10 protein-coding genes and 1 pseudogene are annotated in these 13,760 nt (G+C 65.5%); 7 read left to right on the forward strand and 4 right to left on the reverse strand.

Translation table 11 applies throughout. The features are described 5' to 3' along the window. Positions 1-260: pseudogene (locus ACESK5_RS16540) on the forward strand (DUF362 domain-containing protein); the annotation flags it as partial. A 68-nt stretch (positions 261-328) separates the two neighbouring features. On the opposite strand, the gene ACESK5_RS16545 reads toward ACESK5_RS16540, so the two are convergent. Both ACESK5_RS16545 and ACESK5_RS16550 read right to left on the reverse strand, forming a co-directional pair. Then, positions 329-1,357 carry a zinc-dependent alcohol dehydrogenase family protein gene (locus ACESK5_RS16545; protein ID WP_372912684.1) on the reverse strand — a complete coding sequence of 343 codons (1,029 nt, stop codon included), beginning with the start codon at positions 1,355-1,357 and terminating at the stop codon, positions 329-331. Positions 1,358-1,596: 239 nt separating this feature from the next. Then, a complete protein-coding gene (locus tag ACESK5_RS16550; RefSeq protein ID WP_372912685.1) occupies positions 1,597-2,418 on the reverse strand; it encodes an SDR family NAD(P)-dependent oxidoreductase in 822 nt (273 codons plus the stop codon). A gap of 48 nt (positions 2,419-2,466) precedes the next feature. On the opposite strand from ACESK5_RS16550, the gene ACESK5_RS16555 reads away from it, so the two are divergent. The 6 genes from ACESK5_RS16555 (at position 2,467) to ACESK5_RS16580 (ending at position 9,650) form a co-directional block, all read left to right on the forward strand. Further along, positions 2,467-3,942, forward strand: coding sequence for an extracellular solute-binding protein (locus ACESK5_RS16555; RefSeq protein WP_372912686.1), 1,476 nt, complete (start codon positions 2,467-2,469; stop codon positions 3,940-3,942). 46 nt (positions 3,943-3,988) lie between these two features. Beyond that, positions 3,989-4,921, forward strand: a complete 933-nt coding sequence (locus ACESK5_RS16560; protein ID WP_372912687.1) for a carbohydrate ABC transporter permease — start codon at positions 3,989-3,991, stop codon at positions 4,919-4,921. Then, the gene (locus ACESK5_RS16565) at positions 4,921-5,796 is read left to right on the forward strand and encodes a carbohydrate ABC transporter permease (protein ID WP_372912688.1); all 876 of its coding nucleotides are present in this window, start codon (positions 4,921-4,923) and stop codon (positions 5,794-5,796) included. Before ACESK5_RS16560 ends, ACESK5_RS16565 begins: the two co-directional genes overlap by 1 nt. A gap of 97 nt (positions 5,797-5,893) precedes the next feature. Next, entirely contained in the window at positions 5,894-7,066 is a 1,173-nt protein-coding gene (locus tag ACESK5_RS16570; RefSeq protein WP_372912689.1) for an ABC transporter ATP-binding protein, read from the forward strand. A 232-nt stretch (positions 7,067-7,298) separates the two neighbouring features. After that, positions 7,299-8,330, forward strand: coding sequence for an NAD(P)-dependent alcohol dehydrogenase (locus ACESK5_RS16575; protein ID WP_372912690.1), 1,032 nt, complete (start codon positions 7,299-7,301; stop codon positions 8,328-8,330). A gap of 186 nt (positions 8,331-8,516) precedes the next feature. Further along, on the forward strand, positions 8,517-9,650 hold the full coding sequence (locus ACESK5_RS16580) for a hypothetical protein (protein ID WP_372912691.1): 1,134 nt from the start codon (positions 8,517-8,519) through the stop codon (positions 9,648-9,650). 1,726 nt (positions 9,651-11,376) lie between these two features. Here ACESK5_RS16580 and ACESK5_RS16585 read toward each other — a convergent pair. Together ACESK5_RS16585 and ACESK5_RS16590 are read right to left on the reverse strand one after the other, a co-directional pair. Beyond that, positions 11,377-12,057 (reverse strand): RNA ligase partner protein, encoded by a 681-nt coding sequence (locus tag ACESK5_RS16585; protein ID WP_372912692.1) that lies wholly within the window; start codon positions 12,055-12,057, stop codon positions 11,377-11,379. A gap of 141 nt (positions 12,058-12,198) precedes the next feature. After that, a complete protein-coding gene (locus ACESK5_RS16590; protein ID WP_372912693.1) occupies positions 12,199-13,611 on the reverse strand; it encodes an arylsulfotransferase family protein in 1,413 nt (470 codons plus the stop codon). Between the last annotated feature and the right edge of the window lie 149 nt (positions 13,612-13,760).

Here is a 13,760-nt window from a genome sequence, read left to right on the forward strand (position 1 = left end):
TCCGGGCGAAGCTCCCCTTCGTCGTCCCGAGCGACGCGACGGCGTTCGTGCTCTCGGCGTCGATGACGGGCGTCGCACACGCGAGTGACCTCCGCATCGCTCGCATCGAGAACACGCTGACACCCGAGGAGCTGTGGGTGTCCGAACCCGTCGCCGAGGAACTCAGAGAGCGAGCGGACATCCGCGTCCACGACGACCAGCCGTGGGTGTTCGACGAGCACGGCGAACTCGCGATGGACGGCTTCGACACCTCGTCGTGACTCCCCGTCGTGGTCACGCGCACGGCAAGAGTCGGTGACTGGTCGGAGGAGAGAGCCGGTCGACGCCGTCAGTCGGCGCCGGGGACGACGACTTTCTTCAGTCCCTCGTTGTTCTCCATCCGTTCGAACGCGTTCGTGATGCCGTCGAGGCCGACCTCCTCGGTGATGAGCGGGTCGACGTCGATGCGGCCCTGTCTGAGCAGCGACACGGCGCGCTGGAACGAATCCCGCGTGAGGGCGAACGTGCCCCGGAGGTCGAGGTCGTTGTAGAAGAGCTCGAAGGGTTTGACCTCCATCGTCACGTCCTGTCTCGGAACGCCCACGATGAGGGTCGTCCCGCCCTTGGCGGTCACCTCGTGCGCCTGTTCGATGGTCGGGACCAGTCCGACGACCTCGATGCCGGCGTCGACCTCGCCGATCTCCTCTCGGATGGTCTCGACGGGGTCGCCCGCTTCGGGGTCGACGACCAGGTCCGCACCCAGTTCGGCGGCGAGTTCGCGGCGCTTGGGGTCGAGTTCGGACACCGCAATCGGGCCCGCACCGCGGTTCCGGAGCGTCTGCAGCAACAGGAGGCCGATCGGTCCGGCACCGATTATCGCGACGCTGTCGGCCTGCCCGACGCCGCTCCGGTCGGCAGCGTGGACACAGCACCCGAGTGGTTCGGCGAGTGCCGCGTGACGGAACGGCATGTCGCCGACCGGCTCGACGTTGGCTTCGGGCACCAGCACGTACTCGGCGAACGAGCCGTCGAACACGCGGTCGGCGGCCCCGCCGATCGAGGCCGCGTTCTCGCAGAGGTTGGTCTCCCCTCGCTTGCAGTACGCGCAGGCGTCACACGACACCGTCGGATTCATGGCGACGCGGTCGCCGGACGCCACTCTCGTGACGTCGTCACCGACTTCGGTGACGGTTCCAGCGCTCTCGTGCCCGGGCACGACCGGGAAGTCGACGGCGAAGTCCCCGTGGTACATGTGGAGGTCGGTCGTGCAGATGCCACACGCACCGACGCGTAACACGACTTCGTTCGGTCCCGGCTCCGGTTGGTCCTGCTCTCGTACCTCCAACTCGCCGACGCCTGTCAGCGACGCTACGCGCATGGGTGGCTCCGTGGACGGTTGCTTGCTGGTTCCTCGATTCGGTTGTCGACTCCGTGTATCTGTGTCATTGGTATCGGTCCGTCGTAGGGCTCGGTGGACGTCGGCCTCGGCCGGCGAGCGCGTCCCTCCGCCCGGAAGCGAGGCCACGTCAGCGACACGACGATACCCTGTTCGAACACATTCGAACATTGCATATAAACGTTGGTACCCCCCCTGCACCGGGTCGATACCGACGGTGACTACCGACTGTCCAGTCGCCAGCTATCGATGGGGACCTGCCCGCCGTCGACGCGGAGTTCGTGCCCGTTGATGTAGTCGCTCGCCGGCGCGGCCAGGAACGTGACCGCGTCGGCGACCTCTTCTGGCTCGGCGAACCGTCCCAGCGGGTTGCTGTCGAGAATCTGTTCGGTGACCGCGTCGCTGAACCCCTCGGTCAACCTCGTGTTGGCCCAGCCAGGAGCGACCGCGTTGACGCGGACTCCCTCCCGTCCGAGTTCGAGGGCGAGGCTCTTCGTCAGTCCCAGGAGGCTGTACTTCGCGACGTCGTAGGCGGGCGACATCCCGACACCGTTCTTGGTGTGAATCGAGGTGAAGTTGATTATCTTCCCGTATCCCTGCTCGACCATCCCGTCGACCACTTCGCGGGTGCAGTTCAGCGCCCCACGGAGGTGGACGTCGAGGTTCAGATCGAAGGTCCCGTCGTACTCGTCGTCCAGGAACGGTCCCGCGTCGCCCACGCCCGCGTTGTTGACGAGGATGTCGACCGGACCGAGTTCCTCCGTCGCCTTCTCGACCATCGCAGCGACCGCTGCCTCGTCGCTCACGTCCGCGGGCACGCCGATCGCGTCGACGCCGAGGTCACGAATCTCCGCCGCGGTCTCTCGCGCCGCCCGCTCGTCGACGTCGTTGACGACGACGTCCGCGCCGTTTCGCGCCAGTTCCTGGGCGGACGCCCGTCCCATGCCTCTCCCCGACCCGCTGACCAGTGCAGTCTTGCCTGTGAGGTTACAGTCCATCGCGTCACGCAGGTTCTTCGGAGACGACGAAGTAAGTTTGGGCATGGTAAGTTTTATATATCACGATTCTAAACAGAAGGGCTGGACGCACACATGACAGACGAGTATAAGCGACGGCAGTATCTGAAAGCGACTGGGGCAGCGAGTCTCGGTGTGCTGGGTGCCCTGGCCGGGTGTACGCGTGGTGGGTCGAGCTCGGACAGTGGTGGTTCGAGTGGCGGGTCCAGCGGTGGGTCCGGTGACGGGTCCAGCGGTGGTTCGAGCGGCGGGTCCGGCGACGACGGGTCGAGTTCCTCCGAGGAACTCCCCATCCCGCTCAGCGAATACGACAGCGCGGACATCGACTGGCAACAGTTCGAGGGCGACCAGATCAACATCGGCGCGGTCCAGCACCCGTGGGTGTCGGCCATCAAGCCCGCGATTCCCGTCTTCGAGGAGCTCACCGGCATCGACGTTCAGTGGAACATCCTGCCGGAGAACCAGTTCCGGACCAAGCGACAGACCGACGCTAGCACCGGTGCCGGGCAGTTCGACGTGTTCTTCATGGACCAGGTCGTCAACCAGTTCCGCAACGAGGGCTGGCTGCAGCCGCTCGACCCGTACTTCGAAGACGGGAGTCTGTACGACGAGAGCTTCTACCAGCCCGACGACCTCTTCGAGTCGTCACGGTGGCAGGCACACGGTGGCGGGTACAGCGACAACTGGACCGGACTGCCGATCACCGTCGAGGTCCAGACCCAGTTCTACCGCCAGGACCTCTACGAGAAACACGGACTCGAGGTCGCCGAGACGTGGCAACAGCACCGCGAGAACGCGAAGGTCATCCACGAAGAGGAGTCCGACATCGTCGGGACGTCCGGTCGGGGCCAGAAGGGCTACGGGATGAACATCTACATCCTGAACACGCTCCTCCGCCAGCAGGGGACCAGTCTCTGGACCGACTTCCCGAACGACTCCGGGCTGGACTCCGAGGGTGTCATCGAATCCGCGGAGTACTACACGAGCCTGCTGCAGGACTACGGGCCGGACGGCGCGTCGACCCAGACCTGGTCCGACGTCCAGGCGTCGATGGCGGAAGGGCAGACTGGCCACATCGTCGCCGACGCCAACATGTTCTGGGGCGGCCTGACCAACGACGAGTCCAGCGTCGCCGACACCGTCCAGATTGCGAAGGTTCCCAAGCCGGAAGGTGGCGAGCTGAACCCCAACGCGTTCAACTGGCAGATCTCGACGTCGAAGAACGCCAAGAACTCCGAACAGGCGTTCCTGTTCATGCTGTGGGCGACGTCACCGCCGACCGACACGTGGATGAACGTGGAGAGCAGCGGTGTGTTCTCCGTGCGAGAGTCGGTCTGGGAGAACGAGGACTACCGCTCGAAGGTCGGCGAGGACTACGCACAGGTCTCGCTCGAATCGCTGAGGGCCTCGGCGCCGGACCCGTTCGACCGCAAGTACCCCGAGTGGGGACAGCGGTACTCCGAGGAACTGCAGCGGGCCATCGCTGGCCAGAAACCCGCCGAGAAGGCGATGAAAGACGCAGCGAAGGCCGCTGAAGACATCTACAGCTGAGGGATAAACTACATAACACACCGGGGAACATTTTTCACGTACATTCATGAGCACACCAACACAGACGGAAACGACCAACACCCAGGGCCTCGGCAGACTCCGGGACCTGTGGAACGACTACCTCCCGTACTGGATGATCGCACCGATGGTGCTGGTGATGGTGTCGATCACTTTCTTCCCCGGTGCGTACGACCTGTATCTCAGCGTCATCGAAGAGCCCACGATAAACGTCTTCGCGGCCGAGTTCGTCGGCCTGGAGAACTTCGAGACGGCGTTCACTCGTGGTGGCGCGATTCACTCGTTCGTCATCACCGTCACCGTCGTCGTCAGTGCGCTGGTGCTCGAGAGCCTCCTCGGCTTCTTCCTAGCGGCGCTCGTCGCGGGCGTCGAGGCCGGCCGGATGAAGTCGTTCTACCGGATCCTGTTCATCCTCCCGATGGCCGTCGCGCCCGTCTCGCTGGCGACGATCGGTCGACTGATGCTGAACACCGAAATCGGCATCATCCCGTACGTCATCAACACGGTGACACCGTTCACCGCGCCGGCGTTCCTCTCGGAGATCCCGCTGTTGACGGTGATCCTGCTCGACACCTGGAACTGGACGCCGTTCATGTTCATCATCTTCTACGCCGGCCTCTCCTCGGTGCCCGACACGCTGGTCGAGGCGTCGCGGGTCGACGGCGCGCCCCTGTGGCGGCGGTACGTCCACGTCATCATCCCCTACATGAAACCGGTCGTGTTCGTCGCCACGCTCATCCGGATGATCGACCTCTTCCGGACGTTCGGCGTGGTCTACGGACTGACCCAGGGCGGTCCGGGCACGGCTACCCAGCTGGTGAGCATCAACATCTACGAACAGATGTTCATCAACAACGCCCCCGGTGTGGCGGCCGCCATCGCCGTCGTCTACCTCGTCTTCGTCATCGCCATCGCGAACATCGTCATCGCGAAGGTCGGCTTCGAGGGGGTGTGGGACTGATGGCGACGTCGGATATCGAGCCGGGCTCGTCCCAGCTGCTCGAGAAAGACACGCGTGAGACGCTCGTCCGGGTCGTCCGCCACGCCCTGCTCCTGACGTGGTCGTTCGTCGTGTTCTTCCCGCTGTACTGGCTGGCGTCGATGTCGCTGAAGCCCCCCGGCGAGGCGAACGCGCTCCCGCCGGACTGGATCTTCCTGCCGACGGTGTACAACTACCTGCAGCTGATTCAGGACGGCGAGTTCGTCACGGCGTTCGCCAACAGCCTCCTCATGGTGGGGACGTCGGTGGTGCTCGTGCTGCTCATCGGCGTGCCCGCCGCGTACGTCCTCTCGCGGTGGGACATCCCGATGGAGCGGGACGTGCTCGTGTGGATTCTCTCCTCACGGATGCTCCCGCCCATCGCCGTCGTGCTGCCGTTCTTCATCATCTTCCGCGCGTTCAACCTGTTCGACACGCGCATCGGGATGGTGTTGATGTACATCAGCATCAACCTCTCGCTGGTCGTGTGGGTGATGAAAGCGTTCTTCGACGGCATCCCCGAGACGCTGGAGGAGGCCGCACGCGTCGACGGCGCGACCCGCTTCCAGGGCTTCCGGAAGGTGGTCCTCCCGGCGGCCAAACCCGGCATCTTCTCGGTCGCCATCATCAGCTTCATCTTCGCGTGGATCGAGCTCCTGTTCGGCCTCGTGCTGACGAGCTTCGAGGCAGTGCCGGTCACGCTGTTCGTCTACTCCTTCATCGGCTCTCGCTCCATCGAGTGGTCGATGCTGGCCGCGGCCTCGACGGCGATGATCATTCCCGTGGCGATCTTCCTGATCGCGGTGAACAAGTACCTCGCAGCCGGACTCAGCTTCGGTGTGGTGATCAAAGAATGACGGAGACAACCTGTAACACGACGACGAACCCCCACGTATCAGCCACGAACGACACCCACGCGGCGGGGACGGACAGCCGCGATTCGGAGGTGACATAATGGCCAGCATCACGCTCGACGACGTAACGAAGCGGTTCGGAGAGGGCGGTGAGGCGGTCGTCGCCGTCGACGACGTCTCACTCGACATCGAAGACGGCGAGTTCATCGTCTTCGTCGGTCCCTCGGGGTCGGGGAAGTCGACGCTCATGCGTATCGTCGCGGGTCTCGAGACCCAAAGCGAGGGCGACGTGTTCATCGGCGACACGCTCGTCAACCAGCTCGGCCCGCGTGCGCGGGACATCGCGATGGTGTTCCAGAACTACGCGCTGTACCCGAACATGACGGTCGAGGAGAACATGTCGTTCGGGCTGAAGATGTCGACCGACCTCTCGGACGACGAGATCGAACGACAGGTGACCGACGCGGCGGAGATGATGGGGATCGGCAACCTGCTGGACAACACGCCGGGTGAGCTGTCCGGTGGCCAACAGCAGCGCGTCGCGCTGGGGCGCGCCATCGTCCGCGACCCGAACGTGTTCCTGATGGACGAGCCGCTCTCCAATCTGGACGCGAAGCTCCGGACGACGATGCGGACCGAGATCAACCGCCTCCAGAACGACCTCGGCGTGACGACGCTGTACGTCACGCACGACCAGACCGAGGCGATGACGATGGGTGACCGCCTCGTCGTCCTCAACTACGGCGAACTCCAGCAGGTCGGCACCCCGCTCGAGTGCTTCTACCGCCCCGCGAACCGGTTCGTCGCCGGCTTCATCGGCTCGCCGTCGATGAACTTCTTCGAGGGTGAAGTCGACGACGGCACGCTCAGCGTCGACGGCTTCGACTACGACCTCTCCGAGCGGATGCGCTCGAACGTCGGCGACCGGACGGAGGTGACGCTCGGTGGCCGTCCGGAGGACTTCGACCTCTCCGACGACCCCTCGGGCGAGAACAGCTTCGAGGTGGCCGTCGATGTCGTCGAGCCGATGGGGAGTATCTCGTACGTCTACGTCCGCCCGGTGGACCGGTCGCACGACGACACGTTCGTGGTCGAAATCGACGGCCAACGCCCCGTCTCCGAGGGTCAGCGGATGTACACTCACATCCCGAGTCAGGACGTCCACCTCTTCGACAGGCGGACGGGTAAGACCATCCACCAGCGCCGTCTGGACAACGAAGAGGGCCTCTCGCTCTCGGCCGAGACGCAGGCCGCACCGAGTTCCGGCGACTGAGGACCCGGGACGCGGAGGGGTCCGCACTCGCACTACGGCGAGGCCGAACCCCACGACCGACGTCGTTCGGTACCGGCCCCCGGACATCGGGGGTACGCCAGCGGGCCGACGACGCACCCGACGGACTGCGCGGAACACGCGACGGGGACGGGCCACGTGGACGTGTCGGGCAACGGTGGCGGCGTCGCCGCACACCACAGCTATTAGTAGCTGTACCGGGTGACGTTCTCCCATGCAAACTGCAGTCTTAGTCGAACCGCACCAGTTCGAGCTTCAGGACCGTCCCCGGCCATCGCCCGGTGCGGACGACGTCCTCGTCGCCGTGCGGGAAGTGGGAATCTGCGGCTCCGACGTCCACTACTACGAGCACGGTCGTATCGGGGACATCGTCGTCGAGAACCCACTCGTCCTCGGCCACGAGAGCGCCGGAGAGGTCGTCGACGTCGGTGCGAACGTCACGACGCTCGAACCGGGAGACCGTGTCGCTCTCGAACCCGGCGCCCCGTGTCGTCGATGTCGTCACTGCAAGGAGGGCGACTACCACCTCTGTGAGGACGTCCGGTTCATGGCGACCCCACCGCACGACGGTGCGTTCACCGAGTACGTCTCCTGGCCGGCGGACTTCGCCTACGAACTGCCCGAGAACGTCTCCACCAGGGAGGGTGCCCTCTGTGAACCGCTCTCCGTCGGTATCCACGCCTGTCGTCGGGGCGACGTCGGAACGGGCGACACCGTGCTGGTCACCGGGGCAGGGCCAATCGGCCTGATGGTACTGGAGGCCGCGCGCGCGGCCGGGGCGACGGACGTCGTCCTGACGGACGTCGTCGACGAGAAGCTCACGTTCGCACGCGAGCGTGGGGCCGACCTCACCGTCAACGTCGCGGACGAGGACCTAGACGCCGCGGTCGACGAGTACACCGACGGCGTCGGTGTCGACGTGGTCGTCGAGGCGTCCGGTGCGGCTTCGTCCATCGAGTCCACGCTCGACGTCGTCCGTCGAGGCGGGACCGTCGTCCTCGTCGGCCTCGCGAGCGAGGCGACGGTTCCCTTCGACGTCCTCGAGATGATCGACAACGAACTCGACGTCCTCGGCTCGTTCCGGTACAAGAACACCTACCCGACGGCTATCGACCTCCTGGCCGACGACGTCGTCGACGTCGAGGGAATCGTCGAGTTCGAAGCCTCGCTCGCGGAGGTCGACGACGCCTTCCAGCGCGCGATGGACCCGGACGTCGTCAAGGGGATGGTCACGCTGGACCCGTGAGAGAGGACGGACTCACGACCGGACCGTCTCGCATGTCGACGGACCAGCGCTCGGACCGGTTGCCGAACCAGCAGCGGGGGTGAGACCACCGGACTGGGGAGGTGGCCTGCCCGAGCGTCGGCTTCCCCCGCTCGCTCTCTCGGGTACCACTACTTCTTTAACAGATTATGGTGTGAGTGTCTACTGATGACAGCCAGAGAGGGTACGACGAGCGAGACGAGAGAGAGCGTTCGCTCCTGTCGCGAACGCTTCTCGACGGAGCCACGGGACCACACGGTTCTGTTCGGGTTCGACGGCATCGTCGACACGGTCCGCGAGATGATCGCCGAGCGCGAGAGCAAGAGTTCGGTGTCGCTCATCCGAGAGCTAGAGTCGCTCGGGGAGAAGATCAACGACTCCGTCGCGTCGGAGACGTCGCTCGCCATCGAGTGGCGGGATTGCGGGACGCGAACCGGGGGGCACGTCTGTCACCTCTCGCGTGCCCTCGGCAACTGGGGGCTCGACCCGCACATGGTGGGGACGTTCGGGAACCCGATGCGGTCGGAGTTCGAGTCGGTCTTCGCCGAGTACGCCACGTACTCCATCGGAGACCCGGGGACGACCGACGCAGTCGAGTTCAACGACGGCAAACTCCTCCTGACAGAGGCCGGCGACTACCGGGAACTGGACTGGGAGACGCTGGACGAGCGTCTCGGCCACGACCGACTCGCCGATCTCCTCGAGCAGGCTGACCTCTTCGGCGTGGGGTACTGGTCGATGATTCCGAGCCTGCCCGGAATCCTCCACGCGCTCGCCGAGGACGTGTGGCCGACCCTCTCGGACCCGCCGTCGCACGTCTTCTTCGACCCGGCGGACATCCGTCACCTCCCGGGCACGCAGCTCACCGACGGGTTCGAGGCGTTGCGGGCGCTGAACCGGCAGGTCCCGGTGACGCTGAGTGCGAACCGGGGGGAGACCGAAGCACTCCTCGAGAGCGGTGGCGGGTCGGCGGCGGGTGACTCGATGCTGGACCTCGCGACAGCGGCCCGCGACGTCGTCGGTGTCGACACGGTGGTCTCACACGGGGCCCGTGCGTCGGCGATGGCCACCGAGGACGACCAGGCGTCGGTCGAGACGCTCCACGTCGAAGAGCCCGAAATCGTGACCAGTTCGGGCGACCACTTCAACGCGGGCGTCTGTCTCGGACTGCTGGAGGGGTTCGACGCCGGGGAGACGACGGCGCTCGGGAACGTGGTCGCCGGACAGTTCATCCGGACCGGCAAGTCTCCGACGCTCGCCGAGGTCGACACGTTCCTCGACGAGTACTCGGACCACGTCTAGTCGACGATACCTTCGACGCCGAGCGACGAGACGGGAGGCCAGTGGGGTGGGTGCGGCGGCCGACACTCGCGGGGCACTCGCCGTGAGCACGGCCGGGCGTCTGTGACGGTCCTCGAAATGGTAACACTGCGTAAGTAAATTTGATACCGGTCCAGTTCGTCGGTAGTCGTGTCTCTGGAGACAGAGAACGTTGAGCCGGTTCGGTCAGTCGTCGAGACACGTCTCGTGCCCTCGTGCCCACCGCTGGACCACACGCGAGGAAGTGGCTGTCGACGTGACCGCTGACCGAGTCAGACTGTGACACGCCCGCCGCCAGCCTCCGAGGTCGAATCGACGAGTGAACCCCCCTTCGCTCGTTCCCGACCTTCGCGAGGGAGCACCGACCAATCGTTCGTCGTCCCGTACCAGTGTGGTCCGGGGTGAGTCACCCACGTACGCCCGCGCTCCTGTGGTCGCTCGTGGGTGACCACCCCCTTCACGGACCGGTACCGTACCACTACCGACAGGGCGCAGTCACCGCACTCGACCGTCCGTCTGTGGCTCGCTCGCCCTCGTCAGCGTGTGCTCGTATCCGCCCGGGAGGACCTCCGACGGAGGAACCTCGTCCTCAGTCGTCAGCGTCTGGAACGAGTCCGCTCGGAGGACGGACGTTCACACGCGCGCTGTCCGACCGCAACCGGTCGGTGAGCCGACGAGGTGGCTCGGTTCGCCCCGGAGAGAGCGTTCACTCACACGCCTCGTTCGACTAGCTCATCGGCAGTGCTACCATCTATACAGTATTCTAATTATTACGATAGTTCTTCGTCGAACGAGTGGTGGCGTCGAACGCCGAACCACGGCTCGGTTCGCGACGGCGACCGGCGGCCGGGTGTCCTCGTCGTCCCACGTCGAGTGGGCACTGAATCGGCTCGATGGAACGTCTCTCTACCGGAATCCGACGATTGGCTCGCGCTCATCTCTTTCACCACCCGTTCAGAGGGGAGTGACGCGAGACGTACCCTCGAATTCGGTGCGTTCCTCGGAGAGTGGCTCTCGCCGACGATTCGTCGCTCGCGGCCGCGCTGTTCGACTCGACAGTAGACGTCGACGACGTTGGCTCGGAGAGCTGTGAGTACTGGGACGCTCGGAGCTGTCAAAGTATGACAGAATTAGTATAAATTAGCAGTAATAACAGAATTAATATGACTTTTTGTCGGTGAACAACAGCCGAAGCGGTAGTGAGCGTCCCCGCTCTGAGCGTGTTCACTCGGCCAGCGTCGTCGGGCCGTCGACGCCTCCTCACCCCCGTGTCCGCTCCGAGCGGCGGTTCCGCTTCGTCGCCGTGGTGCCGAGGCCGACGGTCCGCGACTCCCCGCTGTTCCCGTCGAGGGACCGGACGACGAGCGTCACTGTCGACGAGACTCGTCGAGCGGTGGTCGCGTGGCTCGATTCGACCGGTGACCGGACACGCTTCTCGTCGTGGAGCCGTCCGGTTCGGTAGGCAACCGGACTCGGTGCTCCGGCCTGCTCAGTCGAGACTCCCGAACGTCTCCGCGAGGTTGCCGTCGACGAGTCGCCGTCGCTGGAAGCCGAGCGCGTTCGTGAGTATCGTGTGGCCGAGGGACGTGCTGGTGTACTCGAGCATCTCGAAGAGGTGGACGGACGCCCCCTCTCGACGCGACAGTGCTCCCGTCGGGCGAAACGGTGTGTCGGACCGACCCGGGTTCCGCCTGCGGGCATCTCTCGGCTACCCCTCGTAGCCGTCCGACCCCGTCGCCCGGAGGTACTCCTCCAGGAGCGTCGGAAACTGTCCGCCGTGGACGTATCGGAGGCCGAACTCGTCGGCCCAGGAGATGACCCCCCTGTCTTCGGTGACGACGCCGGCGTCGAGTTCCCGCGCGAGGACGAGCAGGTCGAAGTCCTCTCTGGAGTCGAGGACGCCCTGTCGGAGCGCCCGGCGGTACTTGTCGCGCATGTTCGACAGCACCCGGTCGGCCTCGGTGATGTACTCGCCGGGGCCGTCGTCGCCGGCGAGTTTCTCGGGGTCGAGTTGCTGGACTTCCCGGAGCGCCTCCTCGGAGACGCGCAGTCCGCGGTTGACCCGGTCGGACATCTCGTCGATGAAGTTGTAGACGATGTTGGCGGGGATGGTGACGCCGTAGCGGTCGGGGCTCTTGCGGACGACCCAGGTGTCGAGACGAGAGAACACCTCGTCGCCGACGTCGCGGTCACGCAGCATCGTCGCGAGTTCGTCGTGGATGGAGGGCGGCATGTAACAGGAGATGTTGAGTTCGAGTCGCGCCGTCGCCACGAGGTCGAGCAGGCGGAGCACGGCGTCCTCGAGCGACTCGTCCTCGTGGCGAATCTCCTCGGTGATGAACAGCGAGGTGTCGAGGACGAACCGTTGCCGTGGGAGTCCACTGGGCATGCCGGAGGGTTGGCCACTGAGATATATAACCGTCCGCCCGTCGGAAGGCGGTTCGAACGCTCGGGTCCGGGCACACCCGGGCCGTGTCGACGGACCTGACCGGTAGCTCCGGGGTTCGTGCGCCGTACGCTCTCGACGCGGTCACCGAGACACGACCGTCCCGACACGGTCGACGAGGCGCCGGCGACGGGACACCGCCTCCCCGACCACCCAGACGACGGAGACCACCATCCCGAAGCAGACGTAGACGAACGACCACGGAGCCATCCAGGCCGGGCGGACCCACGGCGCGACGGCCTGCCAGTCGTCGGCGAGGGCGTGAGCGAACGGACCGACACCGGCCACGCTTCCGAGGTGCGTCCGCAGCCACTCCGGGAAGGTCAGTTCGTCGTCCTCGGTTCCGGGCGTGAGTCCGGCCGTCCCGCTCAGATTGTACGACCCTCGATATCCAAGGTCGTGCATCGTCGGGGACCGGACACCGTCGTTGCCGTGGACGACGCGTTCGGCGCTGAACGGCCCCCACGGCACGTACGTCTCCCAGACGATGCGACCGGTCGGTGTCACCTCGACGACCCGGTGGTTCCGCGAGTCGGTGATCAGGGTGTTTCCGTTCGGGAGACGGTTGGCGTCGCGTGGCCAGTTGAGTTGGGCCGCGCCCACCTCCCAGGTGCGGTTCCACTCACACGTCCGCCCGACGCGCTCCGTGCACGTGTACTCGACGACGCGGTCGTTCTCGGAGTCGGCCACCAGCACGACCGGCCGGCCGTCCTCGGTCTCCAGATACGTCGGGTTGTGCTGTTCGTGGAGGATCTCCGTCTCGTCGTCCGTTCCCAACCGCAGCGTGATCTCGCCACGCTCACGGTCGACGACGACGACCTGGTCGAAGTTCCGCGGCGAGGCCAGATACTTTCCCGGGCCAATCTTGTCGACGTCGTTCACGTGCGTCCAGTCCGGGTTCATCCCACCGTCTGTCGACGCCGGGTAGTGGTCTCTGAAGTACCACTCCCAGACGATTCGGTCCTCGCCGAGGTCGTAGACGAAGAGGCGGTCGTCGCTCGTTCCGTTCGCCCGGTCCCACTCGCGCATGTTCGCCACGAGGAGTTGGTCGCCGTTGATCAGGTCGACGTCGTGGGTGTCGGCGATGTCGAACTTCACCTCCCAGACCCGCGTCTTCGTGTCCGGGTCGAGTTCGTAGACGAGCGTCTTGCCGACGCCGTCCTCGCGGATGGTGTTCACGACGAGGACGTTCCCGTTCGGTAGCGGGTCGACGTCGTAGAACCACGCCGCACCACGCTTCCCACCGTCGTACACCCACGAGACGTTCCCGCGTGCGTCGAACGAGACGACGCGGGCGGGCTTGTTCTCGTTCCCTCGTCCGTCGACGTGCCAGCCCTGGACGGCGACGAGCGTCGAGCCCTCACCGAACGACTCGACGGTTCCGGTGCGTATCTCCGGCGGATCGTACGCGAGCGTCTCCGCGCCCGCCGCGACCAGGAGACTGGCCACCACGAGCGCGAGGCAGCCGCGCGCCAGCCAGCGGAGCGAGGCCGTCATCGGTCGACCGGTTCGCGTCGAGGCGTCTCCTCCGCCTCGACTACTCGTTCGGTCGCCAACCGCGACGAGAGTCTCGGTTCGTTCGAGTTCACGGCACCCAGTTGACACGACGGGACAGAATCGGATATATCCTCGCCCTACCGCGAGCC

It is taken from the genome of Salinigranum sp. (assembly GCF_041641895.1).
In the GTDB taxonomy this organism is placed as follows: Archaea; Halobacteriota; Halobacteria; order Halobacteriales; family Haloferacaceae; genus Salinigranum.

What these genes read in the sequence shown, in the direction of transcription:
- ACESK5_RS16585 (WP_372912692.1), bottom strand. Translation starts at nt 12,057, where the DNA reads ATGCCCAGTGGACTCCCACGGCAACGGTTCGTCCTCGACACCTCGCTG.
- ACESK5_RS16575 (WP_372912690.1), top strand. Translation starts at nt 7,299, where the DNA reads ATGCAAACTGCAGTCTTAGTCGAACCGCACCAGTTCGAGCTTCAGGAC.
- ACESK5_RS16580 (WP_372912691.1), top strand. Translation starts at nt 8,517, where the DNA reads ATGACAGCCAGAGAGGGTACGACGAGCGAGACGAGAGAGAGCGTTCGC.
- ACESK5_RS16570 (WP_372912689.1), top strand. Translation starts at nt 5,894, where the DNA reads ATGGCCAGCATCACGCTCGACGACGTAACGAAGCGGTTCGGAGAGGGC.
- ACESK5_RS16565 (WP_372912688.1), top strand. Translation starts at nt 4,921, where the DNA reads ATGGCGACGTCGGATATCGAGCCGGGCTCGTCCCAGCTGCTCGAGAAA.
- ACESK5_RS16555 (WP_372912686.1), top strand. Translation starts at nt 2,467, where the DNA reads ATGACAGACGAGTATAAGCGACGGCAGTATCTGAAAGCGACTGGGGCA.
- ACESK5_RS16550 (WP_372912685.1), bottom strand. Translation starts at nt 2,418, where the DNA reads ATGCCCAAACTTACTTCGTCGTCTCCGAAGAACCTGCGTGACGCGATG.
- ACESK5_RS16560 (WP_372912687.1), top strand. Translation starts at nt 3,989, where the DNA reads ATGAGCACACCAACACAGACGGAAACGACCAACACCCAGGGCCTCGGC.
- ACESK5_RS16545 (WP_372912684.1), bottom strand. Translation starts at nt 1,357, where the DNA reads ATGCGCGTAGCGTCGCTGACAGGCGTCGGCGAGTTGGAGGTACGAGAG.
- ACESK5_RS16590 (WP_372912693.1), bottom strand. Translation starts at nt 13,611, where the DNA reads ATGACGGCCTCGCTCCGCTGGCTGGCGCGCGGCTGCCTCGCGCTCGTG.